We start from the raw sequence: 21,133 nt of genomic DNA on the forward strand, positions 1-21,133 counted from the left end.
ACGGGACCGTGGGTAGGCTCGCCCCCGTGGCAGGCACCCCGCTCGCGCGCACCGACGGCACCCCTGTCCGTGTCCTCGTCGTCGACGACGAGCACGCCCTGGCCGAGGCGGTCGGGCTGGCGTTCGCCGCCGACGGGTGGGCCGTGCAGACCGTCCACCGGGGTCGGGACGTGCTGTTCGCCGCCCGCGCTGGCCAGCCCGACGTCATCGTCCTCGACGTGATGCTGCCGGACATCGACGGCTTCACCGTGCTCGACCGGCTCCGGGATGCCCGCGACGACGTCCGGGTGCTGTTCCTCACCGCCCGGGACGCCGCCGAGGACCGGCTCGCGGGACTCACCCGCGGCGGGGACGACTACCTGACGAAGCCGTTCGGCATCGACGAACTCGTCGCCCGGGCTCGGATCCTCGCGCGGACCTCGGCCCGGGTCGCGGCGAGCACGGCGGCGGACACCGGCGTCGTGGTCGGTGACCTCCGGCTCGACGAGGAGACCCGCACCGTCAGCCGCGGCGACGACCCGATCGACCTCACCCCCACCGAGTACGAACTGCTGCGGCACCTGGCCCGGAACGCCAACCGGGTGTTGTCGCGCGAACACCTGCTGGCACACGTGTGGGGCATGGACTTCGGGTCGTCGTCGAACCTCGTTGACATGTACGTGTCGTACCTGCGGAAGAAGGTCGACGCCGGACGCGAGCCGCTGATCCACACCGTCCGCGGAGCCGGGTACGTGCTCCGGCCGTCCCTGTGAGCGGTCGGAGCGGGCGGGTGCCGTCGCTGCGGTGGCGGATCGTCGCCGCCGTCGCCCTGTTGCTCGTCGCGACGAACGTCGTCGTCGGCGCCGTGACCGTCGTCGCGTACCGGGGGTACCTGGTCGGACGGCTCGACGCAGAGCTGGCGACGGCCGCGAGCCGGGTGGTCGGTGGGCCGCCCGGTGGGATGCCGAGCGGGTTCCCGACCGGTTCGCCGTCCGGGTCGTCGTCGGGATCGTCGTCGTCTGGGTCCTCGTCTTCGTCTTCGTCGGGCTCGTCGTCCGCTGCGCCCGATCCCGACAACACGTTCATCGGCGCTCCCGGGCAGTCCGCGGGCACGGTGATCGCGATCTACCGGGACGGCGACGTGGTCCTCGGTGGCTACACCGACGCGCGAGGCCGTCAGCACACCCTGACCACGGCGCAGCAGCGGACCCTCGCCGCGTTGGACCCCACCGGGCAGCCGGTCACGACCGGTCTCGGCAGCCTCGGGGCCTTCCGCGCGCAGGCCGTCGGCTCGGACGGGGACGTCTTCGTCACGGCGCTGCCGCTCGATGACCTCGACGCGTCGATCGGCCGGCTGCTGCTCGTCATCGCGGCGGTCACCCTCGTCGGGCTGCTCGTCGCCTGCTGGGCCGGCGCACTGCTCGTCCGCCGGTCCCTGCGGCCGCTCGAGCACGTCGCCGCGGTGGCGTCGAGCGTCACCACCCTCGACCTCGACCGGGGCGAACCAGACATCCCCGCCCGTGTCGCGGACGCCGACCTCGCCGCCAGTCGCGAGGTCGGCCAGGTCGGCACCGCACTCAACCGGCTGCTCGGCCACGTCGCCCGTGCCCTGACCGTCCGCCGCGACGCCGAGGCCGGCATGCGGACCTTCGTCGCCGACGCCTCCCACGAGCTCCGCACCCCGATCGCCACCGTCCGCGCCTACGCCGAGCTGACCGGTCGCACCGACGACCCAGCCGAGGTCCGGCGGAACGTCGACCGGATCGGCACCGAGGCCCGCCGGATGGGCGACCTGGTCGAGGAGCTCCTGCTGCTGGCCCGGCTCGACGCCGCTGCGGTCGCGGCAGGCCCGACCGCTGCCGGCTCGACCACGTCCAGGACCACCCAACCGGTGGACCTGACGTCGATCGTCGTCGACGCGACGATGGACGCCCGCACCACCGCCCCCGGCCACCGCTGGACGCTGCAGGTCGACGACGACCCCATCGTGATCGACGGTGATGCCGGGGCACTCCGCCGTGTGGTCACGAACCTGCTGACGAACGCCCGGACCCACACGCCCGCCGGGACCGCGGTCGTGGTGTCCCTCCGCCGAGCCGCGGGCGCGGTGCACTTCGTCGTCGCCAACGACGGCCCGCCGATCCCCGCCGAGGCGCTGCCGACGCTGTTCGACCGGTTCACCCGCGGGGCGGCATCACGCTCTCGGGAGCACGGCACGAGCGGGCTGGGCCTGGCGATCGTCCGCGCCGTGGTGGAGGCCGAGGGCGGCACGGTCCGCGTCGTCTCGGACCAGGCGCGGACCGCCTTCACGGTCACCCTGCCCCTCCGCTGAGCGGGAGTGGGGCAGCGTCCGAAAACGCGCGAGACCCGAGCGCCACAACCGTCCGGATGGGTCTCGGGTCCACTTCTCGAAGCTCAACGCAACGAGCAACCTGACCCTAGCACCCCCGGCATGTGACACACCACCCGTTCTTACCCGCACCACAGCGCCCTGCTCCGACCCCCACTGTCCCGCTGCCGAGCATGATCCGCATGACGGAGACGAACCCCACCCTCGACATCGACATCGTCGTCCCGTGCCACGACGAGCAGGACACCCTCGCCGCGCACGTCCGACGGCTGCACGCCTTCTGCACGACGTCACTGCACCACTCGTGGCGCATCACGATCGCCGACAACGCCTCGACCGACGACACCGCCCGCATCGCCGACGACCTGGCCGCGATGCTGCCCGGGGTCCACGCCGTGCACCTGCCACTGAAGGGCCGCGGCCGCGCGCTGAAGGCCGTGTGGGGAGCGTCGCCGGCCCGCGTGCTCGTGTACGTCGACGAGGACCTCTCCACCGACCTCGCCGCGCTCGAGCCCCTGGTCGCCCCGCTGCTGTCCGGCCACTCGGACCTGGCGATCGGGACCCGGCTGGCCGGCACCTCCCGCGTGGTCCGGGGCAGCAAGCGCGAGTTCATCTCGCGCTCGTACAACGCGCTGCTCCGGACGACGATGGGGGTGGCCTTCTCGGACGCGCAGTGCGGGTTCAAGGCCGTCACCGCCGAGGCCGCCCACCACTTGCTGCCGCTCTGCGAGGACGACGCGTGGTTCTTCGACACCGAGATGCTCGTCCTGGCCGAGCACGCCGGCCTCCGCATCCACGAGGTCCCGGTCGACTGGGTCGACGACGTCAACTCATCCGTGCACATCGCCTCGACCGCGACCGAGGACCTCCGGGGCATGTGGCGGGTCTCGCGTGGTCTCGCCTCGGGACGGGTGCCGATCGCGCCGGTGTACGAGGCGATCGGCCGCCGCCCCTTCACCCCGGCGCACGTCGGGCTCGGTGGCCAGGTGCTCCGGTTCGGTGCCGTCGGTGTGCTGTCGACGGTCGCGTTCGCCGTGCTGTACGCCCTGTTCCGTCCGGCGATCGGCGCGCAGTCCGCGGACTTCCTCGCGCTGCTGCTCACCGCGATCGGCAACACGGCACTGAACCGCCGGTTCACCTTCGGGGTGCGCGGCCGAGCCGGTTCGGGACGGCACCAGGTCCAGGGGCTCGTGGTGTTCGCGATCGCCTGGGCGATGACCTCCGGCTCACTCGTGGTGCTGCACGCCGTCGCCCCGGGTTCGACGCACACGGCGGAGATCGCGGTGCTGACCGGCGCGAACCTCGTGGCCACGGTCGTCCGGTTCGTCCTGTTCAAGGCGTGGGTGTTCCGGTCCGGTCGTCGTCACCCGGTCCGGACCGGCACGACGCCCGCGACCGAGGCGGGCACGGCCTCCGAACCGACCCCGGTCACGATCCCGGGACGGGCGGTCCGCTGACGGTCACGCCGGCACTGCGGACGGGAGGCACGCCCCGCGCACCGCGGGTCGCCGCCCGTCCGGCTCCGGCCCGGCCTGGTCTCGCCTGGCCTGGCTCAGTCCGACCAGACCCGCGTCCGCGCGGACGGGCGACGGTCAGCTCAGCCCGGTGACCGTCAACTCCGCGATCCGCTCCCGCCCGCGCGCACCCGCACTGGCGAACGGCGCACCGCGGACGACCTGCGTGTGCACGACGTCGACGGCGTTGCAGGCCGGGTCGCGGAACGGTGGCAGCCACTGCTGCTCCCGGTGGTTCCGCGTGGTCGCCGGCGCCAGGCCGGGGTGGGTCTCGTGCCGGGTCATGATGCCGCTCCGGCTCGCGGTGTCCGTCGTGCGTCCATGACGCCTCCCTGGTCCTCGCGGCACTGCTCCCTGGTGCGGTGCCGCTCGTCCCTCGACGCTACGTCCGGATCCGTCCCCCGACCAGGGGGTACCGGTCATCCGCGGATCACGTAGACGGCGTACCGCGCACGCCGGATGAGCGCACGGCCACACGGCCCGACGAACGGACTGGCGGACGGTGGCCGGTCCCGGGAGGCCGATCACGGGCCTCCCGGGACCGCGGATCAGACGCCGGTGGCCTGGTAGTGCCGCGCGCCGCCGGACACCCCGGCGAACCGGAACGGTGCCGACGTGACGCGGGGACGGTCGACGTCCTCGCTGGTGGCCGCGCCGGCGGCGTGCAGTTCGCGGTAGGCCTCGACCGACAGCGGCACGCGCGCGGCGAGCAGCTCGCGCACCCGGCCGGTGCGGCGGTGCTGCTGGTACTCGGGGCGGACGATGCCCGTCATGAGTTCGCCGACGCTGCCCGAGCCGTAGCTGAACATGCCGATGCGGGCGCCGGCCAGGTCGTCGTCCAGGTCGAGCAGCGCACCGAGGGCGATCCAGAGCGACGCCGTGTAGGTGTTGCCGGTCTGCCGGTTGTACGTGAAGCCGATCGCGAGTTCGGTTTCCTCGAACGGCACGCCCACGTGCTGGGCGAGCTTCCGGTGCGCCTTGATCGCCATCTTCGTGAACGGCTGGTGGTGGACGAAGCGGTCGATCGTCTCGATGCCGGGGCCGCCGCGTGCTGCGAGGTCGTCCCAGGCGCCGATGAACGAGTCGACGTAGGCGGTGACCGACAGCCGGCCGTCGACGAGCGCGGTCGAGCGGTCGTTCGGCCGCCAGAAGTCGTCGACGTCGGCGGTGAACAGGCCGGACCGGGGCTCGAGCTCGATCAGGTCGGGGTCGGCGGCGATGAGCATCGCGACCGCTCCGGCACCCTGGGTCGGCTCGGCAGCGGTCTCGACGTCGTAGCGGGCGACGTCGGCGGCGATGACGAGCACGCGTTCGCTCGGGTCGCGGGCGATGATGCCGAGGGCCATCTGCACCGCCGCGGTCCCGCCGTAGCAGGCCTGCTTCAGCTCGACGACGCGGACGTTGCGCGGCAGGCCGAGCAGCCCGTGGACGTACACGCCCGCGGCCTTCGACTGGTCGACGCCGGACTCGGTGGCGAACAGCACCGTGCGGATGCCGTCGACGCCGTGGCGGTCGAGCACCTGCTTCGCGGCGGCGGCGCCCATGGTGACGATGTCCTCGTCGGGGGCGGGGAAGCTGAAGGCGTCCTGGCCGATGCCGACGTGGTACTTCGCGGGGTCCACGCCGTTGGCGGCGGCGAGGTCGTCGAGGTCGAGCACGTGGTGCCCCGTCGCGATGGCGAGGTCGTGGATGCCCAGTGCGAATGGGTGCGGGGCGGTCATGCCGGGGTTCCTTCGGGTCGGTGGCCGCGGCGTTCCATCGCGACGTGGGCTGCCATGAGCTCGCCCGGGTTCGTCTGGGCGGCGAGCAGCGAGAGTTCCCCGCACAGCACGGTGGCGGCGCAGAGTGCGGCCAGGCGGCGGGCGTTGGCGCCGGGCTCGCGGTCCTCGCGGCAGCCGAGGCGCACCAGGGCGTCCTCGACGACGGGCAGGTCGTTGCCCTTGCCGTTGCCGACGGTGCCGACGATCAGGTGCGGCAGCGAGCACGAGAAGTACAGGTCGTCGCCGCGGGCCTGCGCGAGCGTGATGCCCTGGGAGCCCTCGACGATGTTCGCGGCGTCCTGCCCGGTGGCCAGGTAGAAGCCGAGCAGCATGTTGGCGTAGTGCGCGTTCGCCGAGCGCAGCGCTCCGGCGATCGTCGACCCGACCAGGTTCTTCGCGGTGTTGAGTTCGACGATCCGCTCGGTGGAGGACCGCAGGCGCTTCTCGACGAGCTCGCCCGGGATCACGATCTCGGCGATGGTGTTCCGCCCGCGCCCGCGGATGCCGTTCACCGCGGTGGCCTTCTTGTCGGAGCAGAAGTTGCCGGAGATCGACACGTAGCGGAGCTCGGGCTCCCATGCCAGGATCGCCGGCAGCAGGGTGTCCGCGGCCTGGGTCACCATGTTGTGGCCGGAGGCGTCGCCCGTGGTGAACGCGAAGCGCAGGAACAGCAGGTCCCCGACGATCTCCGGGTGCACCTCGATGAGCTTCGCGAACCGGCTCTGCCCGGCGACGATCGTCTCGAGTTCGCTCTGGCGGGCCAGGATCCGGCCGGCGGAGATGTGGGCGGCGGCCGCACTGGCGGCACGGACGACGACGGAGCGGGTCATCCGCTCGTCGACGACGGTCGAGACGATGCCGCCTTCGATCATCCGCGAGATCCGCGCGCCACGGCCGACGGAGGGCCAGAGCGGCGACTCGTAGGTGGCGAGGGGCACCTCGTGCTCGCCCTCGACGGCGTTGCCGCTGACGCGGATCGGTCCGACCCACTTCGTGGGGATCGGGGTCTGCAGCTCGCTCATCGCGTGCTCCCTTCCTCGGGTTGCACCGCGACGCTGAGGTGCCTGATGTCGTGCGCCTCCCAGGCGCGGAAGATGTCGGCGGCGTCGCTGTCCACGGGGACGAGCGCGATGCCGCAGTCGCCGCCGCCGGCACCGGAGGGCTTCGCGGCCCCGCCGGCCGCCTCGACGACGTCGCACAGGGTCGCGAGCCGCGGGGTCTCGATCTGCGAGCCGACGGACGTGCCGAGGCCCTGGAGCAGACCGCGGGCACGGCGGAGCGCGGCGAGCGTGCGCTCGGCGTCGCCGGTGCGGAGGCCCTCGGTCAGGTCGTCGACGCAGGCCCGGCTGGCGTCGAGGAACGCCGCGTAGTCACCGTCACGGTGTCGGCGGACGACGCCGACGAGCTTGGTGGTGGACGCCGGCGAACCGGTCCACCCGACCAGGAGGCGCAGGTCCGCCGGTGCGGGCAGGTGTTCGACGTCGAAGCCGGCCCAGGCCTGGTCGTCGTCGAGGATCGCGGAGACCGAGCGCTCGTCGAGCAGGCCGGCCAGGGCCTCCCGGTCGGGCGCGCTGTACCGGAGCCAGCCGCCGAACGTGCTGGCCGCGAGGTCGCCTCCGGACGCACGCGGGGCGACCCGGATCGTGGCGAGCAGCGCCACCATGAAGCGCCGGCGCTGCGAGAGGCCGAGGCCGTAGAAGCGGTCGAGGGCGCCGACCGTCGCGACGGTCACCGCGGCCGAGGACCCCAGGCCGAACTTCCGACCGCTGGCGTCGTCGAGCTGGCTCTCGATGCGCAGGTCGTGGAAGCGCGGTGCGATGCCGAGCTCAGCGCGGAGCTTCTCGACCAGGTCGATCGTCGCCATCACGTAGTCGTAGGGGTGGTGCTCGCGGTCGAGTGCCAGGCCGTCCTCGGCACGGGTCCAGGTCAGCGGGAGGTTGCCGTACTCCTCCGAGTGCACGCTGCCGGCGCCGTGCCCCTCGGTCACCCGGGCGGTGATGGCCCGGTCGAGGGCGATGAGCACCGACGGCTGGCCGGGCTCGACGACGGCGTACTCGCCGGCCACGAACAGCTTGCCGTGGGCTCGGAACTCGATCACCTGGTGTGCTCCTCTGTCTCGGGGTTCTCCCCCGTGCCTTCGGAGCGGAGCAGGCGGGCGGCTGGTCCGGTGCCGGACTCGATGACCGCGCCGTACCCGTCGAGTGCGGTCGCCACCCGGGCCCGGTCCGCCGGGCGGCAGAGCACGACGACGTTCGGGCCGGCGTCCGCCGTGGCGTACGCCTCGAGTCCGTCGGCCCGCATCGTGGCGACGGCGTCGAACACGGCGACGCTGCGGCTGTTCAGGTATCGGATGGGCGGGAAGGCGCCCTCGATCGTGGCGTGCATGCGGAGCGCGTTGCTCTCGGTGAGCTCGCCGATCCGGGTGAAGTCACCCGCGGCGCACGCGGCGAGCATGTCGTCCACGGTGACGGTCGTCGAGGTGACCCACGCCGGGTAGAACGGCGACGTCGCGATGGTGCGACGCATCGCCTCGCGCGAGCCGATCTCCTTCGGGCCGTCGTTGATCGTGACGACCACCATGGCCATCGGCGGCGCGGGGACGGTCTCGGCGAACGAGGCCTGGTCGTCGCCCGCGTGCCAGACGGACACCCCGCCGGGGATCGACCGCGTGGCCGAACCGGAACCGCGTCGGGCCAGTCGGGAGAGGTCCCGCGCCGACAGGTCGAGCCCGTACGCGTCGGCGGCGGCGACCGCGAGGGCGGCGAAGCCCGACGCGCTCGAGGCCAGGCCGGCACCGGTGGGCACGGTGTTCTCCGAGACGACGGCGGCACGGGCGTCCGAGCCGGCGAGCTGGCGGACCAGGTCGAGGAAGCGTTCGACCCGTACCAGGGCACCGTCGTCGACGACGCGGCCGTTGAGCGTGAAGGTGTCCGGCTCACCCTGGTCGAGCAGGGTGACGGAGGTCGTGGTGGGGAAGACGTCGAGGCCCATCGAGACGCTGCCGGTGGCGGGCAGCGCGAGGTCGGCGTCCGCCTTGCCCCAGTACTTCACGAGCGCGATGTTGGGGTGCGCGACGGCGGTGGAGGTCATCAGGCACGGGCTCCGATCGAGGTGGTCCAGGTGGCGGTCGCCCCGGCGGTGCGCAGTGCGGTCGCGATGCGGGCGGCGTGTTCGTCGTCGGCGGCGAGGGCCAGGACGCATCCGCCACGGCCGCCGCCGGTGAGCTTCGCGCCGAGGGCGTCCGCGCTGCGTGCGGCACCGACGAGCCGGTCGAGGTCCGCACTCGACACGTCGAGGGTGGTGAGCAGTTCGTGCGCGGCGTCCATGGTGACACCGAGGCCCTGGGCATCGCCGTCCACGAGTGTCCCCCGCGCGGCCCGGGCGAGTCCACCGATGCGCTCGACGACGGCGTCGACCATCTCGGGGGCACGGTCGTGGCGTTCGCGGACGGCGGCGACGGCTTCGCGGGTGTGGCCCGGCACGCCGGTGTCGGCGACCACGAAGACGAAGCGGCCGGTGACCTGCACGGGCTCGATGACCCCGGCGGCGAACCAGACGGGCTCGGAGGCGACGACCCCGCGGGCGTCGAGTCCGGAGGGGCGGCCGTGCGCGACGCGCTCGCACTGCTGGATGAGTTCGTGGTGGGTGTCGGTGTCGAGCGCGACGCCGAACACGTCGGCGACGGCGGCGGTCACGGCAGCGGCGACGGCGGCGCTCGAGCCCATCCCCCGGGCGGTGGGCACCTGGCTGTCGACCAGGACGTGCAGCGGCGTGGCCTCGGCCGCCGGGTGGCCGGTCTGCGCCAGGTGGCGGAGCGTGGCCGTGACGGCGGTGACGGTGGGCAGCACGGCGGCGGGCGCGCTGCCGAGCGGCCCGGTGTGGACGGTCGACTCCAGCGTCGTCTCGGCGCCGGCCGACAGCGGGGTCGCGGTGGCGGTCACACGGACGTCGGTCACCGGCAGGACGAGGGCGGGTGCGCCGTAGACCACGGCGTGTTCGCCGATGAGGATCGTCTTGCCGTGGGACGCCGAGGAGCCGACTCGCGGGATCGCTGTGGTCGTCGTCGGTGCGGAGGCTGGGTGGTTGCTGGTCATCGTCGGTCCGGCCAGCCTAACCGGCTCCGACGACACCCGTCCCGACGTGCGCTGACGGCACACCGCCGTCGTGCAGCCCGGACGCTGTGCAGCCCGACCCTGGGCATCCGGTGAACTGAGTTGTGCGCAACCCGGTCGCGTGCAACAGTGGTGGACATGCCCGTGACCGACGAGATGGTGTGCTTCTCCCTCTACGCAGCGACCCGGGCGACGACCCAGGCGTACCGCACCCTGCTCGAACCCTGGGGCCTCACCTACCCGCAGTACCTGGTCCTCGTGACCCTGTGGGTGGAGGGCGACCAGACCGTCTCGAGCCTCGGCGAACACCTGCAGCTCGACTCCGGCACGCTCTCCCCGCTGCTGAAGCGCATGGAGCAGGCCGACCTGGTCCGCCGCGAACGTCGCAGCACCGACGAGCGCGTCGTCACCGTCACGACCGGCGACCGCGGGCTCGCACTCCGCACCGAACTCGCCCACGTCCCGGCACGCATCGCCGCCGGCACCGGGCTCACCGACGAGCAGTCGGCCCTCGAACTCATCGCGACCCTGCAGCACCTCACCGAGGCGATGCACCGAGCCGCGTCGGCTCCCCTCACTTCGGGCTGAGCGACACCGCTCGCCCCGATCGGCCCGAGTCCTGTCGCCCAGGGCGAAACTCGGCGCCGTACGCACACCACACAGACCCCACGAAGGAAGGAACCCCACATGGACGTCCTCTACACCGCAGAAGCCCTGTCCACCGGCGAAGGCCGCAACGGCAAGGTCCAGACCAGCGACGGCACGTTCGAGCTGGACATGGCCATCCCCAAGGAGATGGGCGGCTCCGGCGCCGGCGCCAACCCCGAGCAGCTCTTCGCTGCCGGTTACGCCGCGTGCTTCCACTCCGCACTGCAGGGCGTCGCCCGCTCGCAGAAGGTCAAGGTCGCCGACTCCTCCGTCGGCGGTCGCGTCCAGATCGGCCCGAACGGCCAGGGCGGCTTCCAGCTCGCCGTCATGCTCGAGGTCGTCATCCCGGGCATGGACCACGACCAGGCCCAGGCCCTCGCGGACGCCGCCCACCAGGTGTGCCCGTACTCGAACGCGACGCGCGGCAACATCGACGTCACGATCACCGTCTCGGAGGACTAGACCATGGCAGACCAGAACACGATGCGCGCCGTCGTCCACCCGCAGTTCGGCGAGCCCGCCGACGTCCTGACCGTCGAGCAGCGCCCCGTCCCCACCCCGGGCGCCGGCCAGGTCCTCGTCCGGACCGTGCTCTCCCCGATCCACAACCACGACCTGTGGACCATCCGCGGCACCTACGGCTTCAAGCCCGAGCTGCCCGCCCAGTCCGGCACCGAGGCGCTCGGCGTCGTCGAGTCCCTGGGCGAGGGCGTCACGAACCTCACCGTCGGCCAGCGCGTCGCCGGTGGCACGTTCGGCGTCTGGGCCGAGTACTACGTCGCCGACGCGGCCGGGCTCATCCCCGTGCCGGACGCGATGCCCGACGAGGCCGCCGCCCAGCTCGTCTCGATGCCCTTCAGCGCGATCAGCCTGCTGCACTCGCTCGACCTGCACGAGGGCGACTGGCTCATCCAGAACGCCGCCAACGGCGCGGTCGGCCGCATGGTCGCCCAGCTCGGCGCCGCCCGCGGCATCAACGTCATCGGTCTGGTGCGTCGCGCCGCCGGTGTCGAGGAACTGCGCGAGCAGGGCATCGAGCGCATCGTCGCCACCGACGCGGACGACTGGCAGGACCAGGTCACCGCGATCACCGGCGGCGCCCCGATCGTCGCCGGCGTCGAGTCCGTCGGCGGCAAGGCCGCAGGCGACATCGCCTCGGTGCTCGGTGAGGACGCCACGCTCGTCGTCTTCGGCGCGATGGCCTCCCCCACGCTCGAGATCCCGTCCGGCAAGGTCATCTTCGGCCAGCTGACCGTCAAGGGCTTCTGGGGCAGCGTCGTCAGCCGCACGATGCCGGCCGAGACGAAGCAGCAGCTCTTCGGCGAGCTCATCACGCGCGTGCTCGACGGGTCGCTCACGCTGCCCGTCTCCGAGACGTTCGCGTTCGAGGACGCCCGTGACGCCGCTCGCGCGAGCGACACCGCCGGCCGCGTCGGCAAGGTGCTCCTGCGCCCGTAGGACGCACGCACATGACGGACGGGAGGCCCGGTACCAGCTGGTACCGGGCCTCCCGTCCGTCGTGGGGCGCGACGACCGCGATGGCGACCGCCGCGGGACCGCGTCAGTGCGTGCGGCGACCCGCCTTGTCGACGGTGAAGATGTTGCCGGTCGTGACGCCCTCTTCGACCTCTTCGAGGGTGCGGCCGCGGCTCTCCGGCACGAACTTCCAGATGAAGAACAGCGCCAGCAGACCGACGATGCCGAAGCCGAAGAACGTGCCGGTGATGCCGGTCGCGGCGACGATCGTCGGGAAGTACAGCCCCAGGAAGGCGTTCGCGATCCAGAGGCAGAACACCGAGATGCCCATGCCGAGCGCGCGGATCTGCGTCGGGAAGATCTCGGACAGGACGACCCAGACGGCGATGTTGAGGAAGGTCTGCATCGACCCGACGAACGCGACGACGAGGAACAGGATCACCCAGGGGCGGGCCGGGTTGCCATCGGGCAGGGCGACCGAGGCGATGCCGATGAGGAAGTGGCAGACCGTCGTCAGCGAGAACCCGATGATCAGGGTGGTCCGGCGGTTGATGCGTTCCATGTTCATGATCGCGATGACGCCACCGATGACGGCGATGACCCCGGGCGCGATGTTGGCGATGAGGGCGGCCGAGGCCTGGAAGCCGGACTCGATGAGGACCGTCTGGCCGTAGTACATGATCGAGTTGATGCCGGTGAGCTGCTGTGCGACGCCGAGGCCCGCGCCGATCAGCACGATCCGGATCAGCCACTTGTTGCCGAGCAGGGTACGCCAGCCGCTCTCGTGCTGGATCTGCGCCTCGAGCTCGTTGCTGCGCTTGATGTCCTCGATCTCGGCCTCGGCACGGTCGTCGGAGCGGATCTGGCGCAGGACGTCGAGCGCCTCGGCGTTGCGGCCCTTCGAGGCGAGCCACCGGGGCGACTCCGGCACCCGCAGCATGCCGACGAAGAGCGCGATCGCGGGCAGGGCGCAGACGGCGAGCATGACGCGCCAGACGCCGTTGCCCTCACCCCACAGGCTGCCGATGACCGCGTTCACCAGGAAGGCGGCGAGCTGGCCGATCACGATCATCAGCTCGTTGCGGCCGGAGAGCGACCCGCGGATCTCGTACGGGGCCAGTTCGGCCAGGAACACCGGGACGACCGTCGACGCGCCGCCGACCGCCAGCCCGAGGAGCACACGGCCGACGACGATCACGGCGAAGGTCGGGGCGAACACGCACGCCAGGGTGCCGACGAAGAACGTCACCGCCAGCACCAGGATCGTCTTGCGCCGACCCCAGCCGTCGGCGATGCGGCCGCCGAGCATGGCACCGATCGCGGCACCGAAGAGCAGGGAGCTGGTGACGACCCCCTCGGTGAAGTTCGTCAGGCCGAGCTCGATGGTCATCGGTCGCAGGGCGCCGTTGATCACCCCGGTGTCGTAGCCGAAGAGCAGCCCGCCGAAGGTGGCGACCAGCGCCAGCATCCCGAGGCGCCGCTGGTGGGGACCGGCGCCGTTCGGGGGCAGGGCGACAGTCGGTGCTGCCGGTTTGATGTCGACCATGTCGGTGACTCCTTCGTCCGTGATCGCGCGTCATCGCGTGGGAGTGATCGTGACCCAGAAACTTTGTCCTGTCAACCGGACAACATGTCGTATTGCGACTTGGACCGGTCCATGAAAGCCCTGGTCAGCATCGGAGCGGTCCACTGCGCATCCGGGGGTGTTCCCGCTCGCGGAGTGGACCGTCTCTGATCTTCCCACCGGGCCGCTGACGTCGACGCCGGTAGGCTCTCCGGGTCAGAAGTCGACGATCCGTCAGCCAGGGGTCGCGCGGCACGAACACAGGGGGACCATGCAGCACGGGGACGGACACCAGGGGAACAGCCGACGACGGACGGCGGCACTCGCGCTCGCCGTCCTGGTCACGACCGCCACGGCCGGGTGCTCGCTGCTGCGCGGGCCGGATGAGTTCCCCGCGCCACAGCGGACCACCGCCAGCACCGCCCCGGCCACGCCCGAGGCCGACCCGAGCGCCAGCGCCGAGGCCCGCCGGATCGCCGAGTCCGCCTCGCCCCGCACCCCGACAGCGGTGCCCACGGAGGCCGCCGCCCCGGACCCCACCGTCTCGCCGATCCCGGTCGGCAGCGTCCTCAGCGAAGCCGACGTCGTCACACCGAAGGGCAGCGTCCGGTTCCACTACCGCGTCGTCGTCGGCGCGGACGGCACCCCGACCGCGCAGTGGTCGAGCTTCGCCTCCACCCTGCCCGTCCCCGTCGCGACCACGTTCCTCGAGACGCCACCCTCGGTCGGCGACGGCATCACCTGGCACGGCGTCGGCGACACCACGCTCGGCGGCGGCCCCGGTGCAGCGGCAGCGCCCGCGTCGACGGCCCTCGACCCCGGCCGCGCGGACCCGTCCTGGCTCGGTGCGATCGTGGTCTACTCGGCGGCTGCGTCGGCCGGCCCGGACCTGCCGGTCGAGATCGGCCCCGGCAAGGTGCTCGCCGTGCAGCCCGTCCGGTGGTCGGTGCCGGCCCGCACGACGAACGTGCACCCGGTCGACGGCGGTGCCCGGCCGAACGCCACCGGGAAGTCCAGCAGTGACGGCTCGACCGATGGTGCCCCGACCGCCTACCGGATCGCGTCGGAGGACCTCATCGGCTCGGTCGCGGCTCGCTTCGGGCTGTCGGTGAAGGACCTGGTCTGGCTGAACCCGGACGTCACGGTCTACGGGGACCAGCAGTACCTCTACGAGGACACGGTCCTCAACCTGGACCCCTACCGGCGGTAGCGCGGACGGACGTCAGCGCCGACGGCTGTCAGCGCTCGGCGGTATCCGGCAGGTCCAGCTCGACCGACTCGGCGCGCTCGACCGGCCCGGCGTCGAGCACGTCGCCGATCGCCGACATGCCGGCACCGTGGTCCGTGTACCGGCGGACCGTCCGTCGTGCGGCAGCCCGCGCCGCCCCGGTCAGGCGTTCGTTGCGGCGCGCGGCATCGGCGACCCGGCCGGCGTGTCCCGCGGTGGAGAGCAGCACGTTCGCGAAGGCGCGGGCGTCGCCCTGCTCCGGGATCCCGGTGACCGTCCACGCACTCCGCACCTGCGCGTCCGGCGTGACCCCGCGACGGGTGCCCATCCGGCGCCAGTCCGACAGCGCACCCTCGGTGCGGTCGGCAGCCCGGCCGGACTCCGCGGCGCGTTCGGCGTCCGCGGACCGACGGCGCTCCGGTGCGGGCGCGGCCGAGGCCGCATCGGCACGGTCGCGTGCGGCGGTGTCGTCACCGCCCGCGGCGGCGATGCGGGCGGCGTGGGCCGCTGCTGCGGCCGCGAGGATCTCGGAACGGTCCATGCGACGACGGTACCCCGGACGACCGACCGTGCCGAGCCTCCCGGCCGGTGCGACGCCCCGCCGGACGCGAGACGCCACGCTGCCGTCGAGACGCCGCCCGGTCGCCGAGACGACACGCTGTCGTCGAGACGCCGCCACATCCGGCGGTGTCTCGACCACTCGGCACCGTCTCGCCGGCGCGACGGCGTGTCAGCGCGTCCGTCCGAGGGTGCCCTCCCGGTCAGACCCCGACGTGTGCCGCCAACACGTCCCGCACCGACGTCCACTCGTGCGGGCCGTAGCGGTCGTTGCGGACGTGCCGCAGTTCGGCCTCGCCGCTGAACATGCTCACGAAGTACTGCATCCCCTGCCAGGCCGGGAAGGTCTCGTCCTCCGTTGACGACAGCCGCCGCCCGGTCCGTGCCATCGCGGACAGGAGGCCCGTGGTGCCGGCCCACTGCAACCGGAACGTCCGCCCCGTGATCCGGGACATCGTGGCCGCCAGTTCCCGCGAGGTCACCCGGTCCCCCGCCACCTCGACGACCCGCGGGGCGTCGGCGTCGAGCGCCACGTGCGCGGTGACCCAGGCGACGTCGTCCTTCGTCGTGAAGTCGAGCACCTGGTCCGGTGAGGACCAGAACAGCACGCGCTGCCGGTCGAACAGCACCAGCGGCGCCTGCCCGGTGAGCATGTCGGCGAAGGCACCGTTGAGCACCGAGGTGGCCCGGATCGAGGCGGCGTCGACGTCGGCGGCAAACTCGCGGCGGAGCTCGAAGTTCCGGTTCGTACCGGGCGTGACCGAGCGGTAGTCGGCGGCGTAGTCGGACGGCACGAAGCGCTGCACGCCGCCGTCCACGGCGGCGGCGAGCAGTGCCCGCTGCGCGTCGACGATGACCGAGCGGGTGCCACTGACGGCCGAGACGACGACCTCGACGCCCTCGAGCGCCCGGAGCAGTGCGGCCCGGTCGGTGTAGTCGGCGACGACGACCTCGACCCGGTCCTGGTCGGCGAACTGCTCGGCGGCACGGCTCGAGCCCCCGCGGGTGAGGACGCGCACGTGCGTGTCGTGGAGCAGGAGTTCGCGGACGATGCGCGAACCGAGGTCGCCGGTGGCACCGGCGACGAGGACAGAGGTGGTCATGTCCACCACGCTACGGACGGCGGATGTGCCCGTCCGCATCGGCTGCGACGGCGAGTGCGCGCAGTCCCTGGTCGATCGAGACGGACGGCGTCCAGTCGAGGTCCGACCGGGTGCGGCGCTGGTCGAACCAGTGCGAGGTGGAGAGCTGTTCGGCGAGGAACCGGGTCATCGGTGGCTCGTCGGTGCCGGGACGGACGCGCCAGACGGCCTCGATCGCGGACCCGGCGACCCGGGCGAGCGCGGCCGGCAGGTGCCACCGCGGCGCGGGGACGCCGGAGGCCGTGCAGATGCCGGCGAGGAGTTCCCCGACCGGACGCGGCTCCCCGTTCGTCACGACGTACGCCTGGCCGTGGACGGCGTCGGCGCGGTGCAGCGCGGCGACCATCGCGGTGGCGGCGTTGTCGACGTAGCAGGTGTCGATCAGGGCCGCGCCGGAGTCCAGGACCGGCAGGCGTCCGCTCCGGGCCCGGTCGACGATGCGACCGACGAGTTGCTCGTCGCCCGGCCCCCACACCAGGTGCGGGCGGACGGCGACGACCGCGAAGCCGGGAGCGTCGGCGGCCAGGGCCAGGCGTTCGGCGGCGGCCTTGGTCCGGGCGTAGTCGCCGCGGGCGGTCTCCGGGGACGCCGGGGTGGCGTCGTCGCCGGCGATCGACGCCCCGGTGTGGGCGACGGAGGGCGACGAGACGAACACGAAGCGGGCCACTCCGGCGGCGCGGGCGGCGGCGAGCAGGTCGCGCGTGCCGTCGACGTTGACCCGCTCGAAGTCTGCGGGGTCCCCGGCGAGGGACACCTTGGCAGCCAGGTGCACGACCGCCTCGACCCCGTCGACCCCGTCGACCGCGGAACGGACCGCAGCCGGGTCGGTCATCGTGCCGAGCACGTCGGTGACGCCGTCGACACCGGAGGGCCGGCGCTGGAACGTCCGGACCTCGTGCCCGGCGTCCCGGACGGCAGCGGCGACCGCGCGGCCGAGGAAACCGCTCGCGCCGGTGACCAGGACCCTCACGGGCGGGTCATCCGTCCCCCGGCGAGCACCGACGACGCCCAGCGGGAGAGCCGCGCCCGGTCGACCTTGGAGTTGTGCCGGATGTCGGTCGGCAGCACGGGCACGACGAGGACCGCGGCGACCGGTACTCCGGCGGCAGCGCGGACCGCGTCGGCGAGTGCGGGCGCAGCCGGGCCCGGGCGTCGTGCTGCGGGGACCGTTTCGACGACGGCGACGACCTGCTGCGTGCCGGCCGGACCGATGCCCGCGATGCCGACGCGGCCGATGCCGTCGACCCGCTCGATGCGCTGTTCGGGGCCGACCGGTGTGACGACGCCGTCCGGGGTGGTCACCACGTGCTGCATGCGGCCCTCGACCCAGAGCTGTCCGGAGGCGTCGAGGTGTCCGACGTCGCCGGTGCGGTGGCCGCGCGGGTCGCTGACGCCGAGGCGCGAGGCCCGGTCGGTCCGCCAGAGCCGGTCGTAGTGGTCGCGGACGTGCGGGGCGACGACGACGATCTCGCCGGTGACGTCCGGCGCCTCGGTCCGTGCTCCGGTCGCGCGGCCGTCGGCGTCGAGCGGGGCGATGCGCACCCGGACCGACGCAGCCGGTCGGCCGACGCAGATCCCCTCGGCCCCGGACGCCCCGGCAGCGCGGACACCGTCCAGGTCGACGTCCGTCATGAGCAGCCCCTCGGTCATGCCGTAGGGGGTGTGCGCGCTGGCGTTCGGCATCAGCTCGGTCGCCGCGGTGAGCAGCGCAGCGGACACCGGGGCGCCGGCGGACAGGAACAGCCGGACCCGGCCGAGGGCCCGCCGGTCGTCGTCGGTCAGGGCGGAGGCCGTCGCGACCACGTTCGCCAGGGCCGCCGGCGAGAGGAACACCACGGTGGCGTCGGCCGCCACGACGGCGTCCGCGACCGCACGGGCGGTCAGGGTCCGGGGTGCGGTGACGTCCATGTCGGGAGCGACCGAGCGGGCGCCGAGGGCGGGGCCGAGCAGCGCGAACGGTGCGAAGCCCGCCACCAGGCCGGTGCCGACACCGACGTCGTACTGGCCGGCGAGGGCGTCCCGCACCGCGCCGAGCTGCCCGTGCGTGTACACGACGCCCTTCGCGGGGCCGGTCGACCCGGAGGTGAACAGGACCGCGGCCGGGGCGTCGGCAGCGGGAGCGTCCGGCAACGCGGAACCGGCGGCCAGGCGTGCGGCACCGCGACGGGCGACGGCGGCGAGGGTGTGCTCGACCCGCAGCGCCCGGCGAGCGGGGGCGGGCAGGGCCACGGTCGCGATCCGGCGTCCGGGCCAGCCGAGGGCCCGCGCCGCGGCGAGTCCGGGCAGGGCACCGATGATCCAGTCGGGACGGGCACCACGGACGGCGCGGGTCAGACCGCCGAGTCCGAGTCCGGCGTCCGCGACCACGACGACCGCGCCGATCCGGATGCAGGCGTAGAGGGCGGCGGTCAGGTCGGCGCCGGGGGTCACCAGGAGCGAGACCCGGTCGCCGTGTCGGACGCCGAGGTCGAGCAGTCCGGCGGCGACCTCGTCGATGCGTCGGGCCAGCAGCCGCCAGGTGATCGTGCGGGTCCCGCCGGGTGCGGCCATCTCGACCAGGGCCGGCTCGTCGCTGTCGCGGAGCTCGGTCAGGTGCGTCCAGAGCGGGCGGTGGGTGCTGTCGGCGTCGATGTCGGTGTCGGCTCCGGCATCGGCCGGGAGGCCCGGGTCGGCCGGGGTGGGCACGGTGCCGTCCGGCAGGTGGTCGCCGAGCCAGTCGAAGACCGTCCCGGCGACGTCGGCGTCGTCCGGCAGCAGGTGTCCGGCACCCTCGAAGCGGTGCACGTCGGCCTGCGGGAGCCGGGCGGCGAGGTCGTCGAGGTAGCGCTCGAGGAACACCGGGTCGCGGGGGCCCCAGAGGAGCAGAGCCGGGACCTGCAGCGCAGCGACCCCGGCAGCGATGCGGTCGAGTTCGACCGCGCTCGGGTGGGACGCGTCGACGGGGATGTCCGCGACGAACCCGCCGACCGCACCGCGTCGGGCAGCGCCGCGGTAGGGCGCCCGGTAGGCGTCGGCGGTGGCCCGGTCGAGCTTCGGGTGCGCGATCGCCAGGGTGGTCTCGATGAACGCCGGGGTGATGACCGTGGCTCGCCCGAGCAGTTGCGGGCGGAGCGCCAGACGGAGCGGGGCCGGGATCGGAGCGTCCGCGCTCTGGTGCACGGCGGTGTTGCAGGTCGTCACCGCGACGACGAGGTCCGGGTGGTCGACGGCCCACCCGAGGGAGACGACACCGCCCCAGTCGTGGCCGAGCGTGACGACCGGGCCCGCGAGCCCGAGCTCGTCGGTCAGCGCGCCGAGGTCGGCGACCCGGTCGGCCAGGCGGTGGTCGACGCCGGTGCGCTCCGAGAAGCCCATGCCGAGCTGGTCGACGGCGACGACGCGCCAGGTCGGACCGCCGGCAGCGGCGACCGCGAGTGACTTCGCGACGACCGAGCGCCACAGGTAGGACCAGGTCGGGTTGCCGTGCACGCAGAGCAGCGTGCCGACGGGCTCGACGCCGAGTGCGGTCAGGGACGCGGCCGTGTCGAGGAGGTGCCAGGTGCGCGCGGGGCGAGCCGGGCCTCCCGGGCTGTCCGACGGCGATGCCGGGACCGTGACCAGGCGGGACCAGGCCGGGTCGAGTCCGGGCAGGGGCGGCGGGAGCGTCGCCGGAGCCGTGCTCGTGGCGACGCGGGGCAACCGCGGTGTCACCAGCGCAGTTCCATCATCGCCGTGTTGATGCCGGAGCCGACACCGCCGAGGAACACGCGGTCGCCGGGGCGGATCGAGCCACGGGCGACCTCGTCCGCCAGGGTGATCGGGATCGACGCGGGGCCGACGTTGCCGAACCGTTCGTACGTCGTGGGGACCTTGTCGCGCGGGACGCCGATCGCGGCGACGAACGCATTCGTGTGCACGTCGGAGACCTGGTGCAGCACGTACCGGTCCATGTCGGTCCAGTCGAAGTGGGCGCGCGCTTCGTTCCAGGCGGCGACGACGAGCTCCATGCCGCCCTTGAGCAGCATCTTGGCGTCCGTGAACATGCCGTCGACGCTGCCGACGCACAGGTCGTACCACTGGGTCGCCGCACGGGTGACACCACCGACGATGCGGTGGCCGGTCGGGTGCAGGTCCGCCGGGCCGAGCACGGCCGCGGCGGCACCGGAGCCGAGCGTCAGGCTGGCGAACTCGCTCATGAAGTCCTTGCGGTTCCGGCCGCCCTGGTTCAGACGGTCGATGGTGTTGAGCTGCACCTGGTCGGCGTCCTCGCCGTCGACGACGAGGGCGTACTTGATCTGCCCGGAGTCGATCATGCCGGCGGCGACGCTCATGGCGTTGACGAAGCCCAGGCAGGCGTTCGCGATGTCGAAGTTGATGGCCGACGTCGGCAGACCCAGGCCGTGGTGCAGTCGCACGGCCACCGAGGGCTCGAGGTGCGGACGCGTCACCGACGTGTTGATGAGCAGGCCGACGTCCTCGGGCTTGATGCCCGCGGCGGCCATGGCACGACGTCCGGCGTCGATCGCGGCGTCCTGGAAGGACTGGTTCTCACCCCAGTTGCGGCGCTCCCGCACGCCGGCGACGCGCTCGAGCAGACCCATCGGCAGGCGGAGGCGACGGAGCACGCCGCCGAGCTTCTCCTCGATGTCCGCGGAGGTGGTCACGCGGTCCGCGACGGTGGTCTCGACGGCCAAGACAGCGGCGTTGCGGAAGCGGACGGTCGCGTTGCCGGGTCGCTCCGTCTCGGCGCTCGGGGTGTCCTGCTGAGGCCGCTCGGTCATGATCGTCACTTGCACATACTTCCGTATCGATGCTGGGTCTCC

19 protein-coding genes are annotated in these 21,133 nt (G+C 73.1%); 7 read left to right on the forward strand and 12 right to left on the reverse strand.

What is annotated here, in order from left to right:
* Nucleotides 1-26 precede the first annotated feature (26 nt).
* The 3 genes from QCD68_RS06480 (at nucleotide 27) to QCD68_RS06490 (ending at nucleotide 3,786) form a co-directional block, all read left to right on the forward strand.
* Nucleotides 27-752, forward strand: a complete 726-nt coding sequence (locus QCD68_RS06480) for a response regulator transcription factor (protein WP_301222441.1) — start codon at nucleotides 27-29, stop codon at nucleotides 750-752.
* Between the two features lie 17 nt (nucleotides 753-769).
* Nucleotides 770-2,311 (forward strand): sensor histidine kinase, encoded by a 1,542-nt coding sequence (locus QCD68_RS06485; RefSeq protein WP_301222442.1) that lies wholly within the window; start codon nucleotides 770-772, stop codon nucleotides 2,309-2,311.
* A 200-nt stretch (nucleotides 2,312-2,511) separates the two neighbouring features.
* Entirely contained in the window at nucleotides 2,512-3,786 is a 1,275-nt protein-coding gene (locus tag QCD68_RS06490) for a glycosyltransferase (protein ID WP_301222443.1), read from the forward strand.
* A 135-nt stretch (nucleotides 3,787-3,921) separates the two neighbouring features.
* Here QCD68_RS06490 and QCD68_RS06495 read toward each other — a convergent pair whose 3' ends face one another.
* The 6 genes from QCD68_RS06495 to mvk form a co-directional block, all read right to left on the reverse strand.
* Entirely contained in the window at nucleotides 3,922-4,128 is a 207-nt protein-coding gene (locus QCD68_RS06495; RefSeq protein ID WP_221849151.1) for a hypothetical protein, read from the reverse strand.
* A gap of 263 nt (nucleotides 4,129-4,391) precedes the next feature.
* Nucleotides 4,392-5,564 carry a hydroxymethylglutaryl-CoA synthase gene (locus tag QCD68_RS06500; protein WP_301222444.1) on the reverse strand — a complete coding sequence of 391 codons (1,173 nt, stop codon included), beginning with the start codon at nucleotides 5,562-5,564 and terminating at the stop codon, nucleotides 4,392-4,394.
* The gene (locus QCD68_RS06505) at nucleotides 5,561-6,625 is read right to left on the reverse strand and encodes a hydroxymethylglutaryl-CoA reductase (protein ID WP_301222445.1); all 1,065 of its coding nucleotides are present in this window, start codon (nucleotides 6,623-6,625) and stop codon (nucleotides 5,561-5,563) included. Before QCD68_RS06505 ends, QCD68_RS06500 begins: the two co-directional genes overlap by 4 nt.
* Nucleotides 6,622-7,701 (reverse strand): phosphomevalonate kinase, encoded by a 1,080-nt coding sequence (locus tag QCD68_RS06510; protein WP_111074482.1) that lies wholly within the window; start codon nucleotides 7,699-7,701, stop codon nucleotides 6,622-6,624. Before QCD68_RS06510 ends, QCD68_RS06505 begins: the two co-directional genes overlap by 4 nt.
* The gene (mvaD, locus tag QCD68_RS06515) at nucleotides 7,698-8,693 is read right to left on the reverse strand and encodes a diphosphomevalonate decarboxylase (protein ID WP_301222446.1); all 996 of its coding nucleotides are present in this window, start codon (nucleotides 8,691-8,693) and stop codon (nucleotides 7,698-7,700) included. The genes QCD68_RS06510 and mvaD overlap by 4 nt, the downstream gene beginning before the upstream one ends.
* Entirely contained in the window at nucleotides 8,693-9,697 is a 1,005-nt protein-coding gene (gene mvk, locus QCD68_RS06520; RefSeq protein ID WP_221849147.1) for a mevalonate kinase, read from the reverse strand. The genes mvaD and mvk overlap by 1 nt, the downstream gene beginning before the upstream one ends.
* A 156-nt stretch (nucleotides 9,698-9,853) precedes the next feature.
* Here mvk and QCD68_RS06525 point away from each other — a divergent pair, with 156 nt between their 5' ends.
* The 3 genes from QCD68_RS06525 (at nucleotide 9,854) to QCD68_RS06535 (ending at nucleotide 11,821) form a co-directional block, all read left to right on the forward strand.
* A complete protein-coding gene (locus tag QCD68_RS06525) occupies nucleotides 9,854-10,303 on the forward strand; it encodes a MarR family winged helix-turn-helix transcriptional regulator (protein WP_301222447.1) in 450 nt (149 codons plus the stop codon).
* Nucleotides 10,304-10,402: 99 nt separating this feature from the next.
* The gene (locus tag QCD68_RS06530) at nucleotides 10,403-10,825 is read left to right on the forward strand and encodes an organic hydroperoxide resistance protein (protein WP_111074480.1); all 423 of its coding nucleotides are present in this window, start codon (nucleotides 10,403-10,405) and stop codon (nucleotides 10,823-10,825) included.
* 21 nt (nucleotides 10,826-10,846) lie between these two features.
* Complete coding sequence (locus tag QCD68_RS06535) at nucleotides 10,847-11,821, forward strand: zinc-binding dehydrogenase (RefSeq protein ID WP_221849249.1); 975 nt, start codon at nucleotides 10,847-10,849, stop codon at nucleotides 11,819-11,821.
* 103 nt (nucleotides 11,822-11,924) lie between these two features.
* Here QCD68_RS06535 and QCD68_RS06540 read toward each other — a convergent pair whose 3' ends face one another.
* Entirely contained in the window at nucleotides 11,925-13,385 is a 1,461-nt protein-coding gene (locus QCD68_RS06540) for a sugar porter family MFS transporter (RefSeq protein ID WP_301222448.1), read from the reverse strand.
* Nucleotides 13,386-13,674: 289 nt separating this feature from the next.
* Between QCD68_RS06540 and QCD68_RS06545 the strand changes: the two genes are divergently transcribed.
* Nucleotides 13,675-14,613, forward strand: coding sequence for a LysM domain-containing protein (locus QCD68_RS06545; RefSeq protein WP_301222449.1), 939 nt, complete (start codon nucleotides 13,675-13,677; stop codon nucleotides 14,611-14,613).
* Between the two features lie 28 nt (nucleotides 14,614-14,641).
* Here the strand turns inward: QCD68_RS06545 and QCD68_RS06550 are convergent, their stop codons facing one another.
* From QCD68_RS06550 to QCD68_RS06570, 5 genes are all read right to left on the reverse strand, one after another.
* A complete protein-coding gene (locus QCD68_RS06550) occupies nucleotides 14,642-15,172 on the reverse strand; it encodes a hypothetical protein (protein ID WP_301222450.1) in 531 nt (176 codons plus the stop codon).
* 220 nt (nucleotides 15,173-15,392) lie between these two features.
* Nucleotides 15,393-16,292 carry an NmrA family NAD(P)-binding protein gene (locus QCD68_RS06555; protein WP_301222451.1) on the reverse strand — a complete coding sequence of 300 codons (900 nt, stop codon included), beginning with the start codon at nucleotides 16,290-16,292 and terminating at the stop codon, nucleotides 15,393-15,395.
* 10 nt (nucleotides 16,293-16,302) lie between these two features.
* Nucleotides 16,303-17,301: an NAD-dependent epimerase/dehydratase family protein gene (locus tag QCD68_RS06560; RefSeq protein WP_301222452.1), complete on the reverse strand. Its 999-nt coding sequence runs from the start codon at nucleotides 17,299-17,301 to the stop codon at nucleotides 16,303-16,305.
* Nucleotides 17,298-20,021 carry an alpha/beta fold hydrolase gene (locus QCD68_RS06565; RefSeq protein ID WP_301222453.1) on the reverse strand — a complete coding sequence of 908 codons (2,724 nt, stop codon included), beginning with the start codon at nucleotides 20,019-20,021 and terminating at the stop codon, nucleotides 17,298-17,300. The genes QCD68_RS06560 and QCD68_RS06565 overlap by 4 nt, the downstream gene beginning before the upstream one ends.
* Entirely contained in the window at nucleotides 20,018-21,091 is a 1,074-nt protein-coding gene (locus QCD68_RS06570) for a 3-oxoacyl-ACP synthase III (RefSeq protein ID WP_111074622.1), read from the reverse strand. The genes QCD68_RS06565 and QCD68_RS06570 overlap by 4 nt, the downstream gene beginning before the upstream one ends.
* Nucleotides 21,092-21,133: the final 42 nt, after the last annotated feature.

The sequence above is a fragment of the Curtobacterium sp. PsM8 genome (genome assembly GCF_030433875.1).
Classification (GTDB): Bacteria; Actinomycetota; Actinomycetes; order Actinomycetales; family Microbacteriaceae; genus Curtobacterium.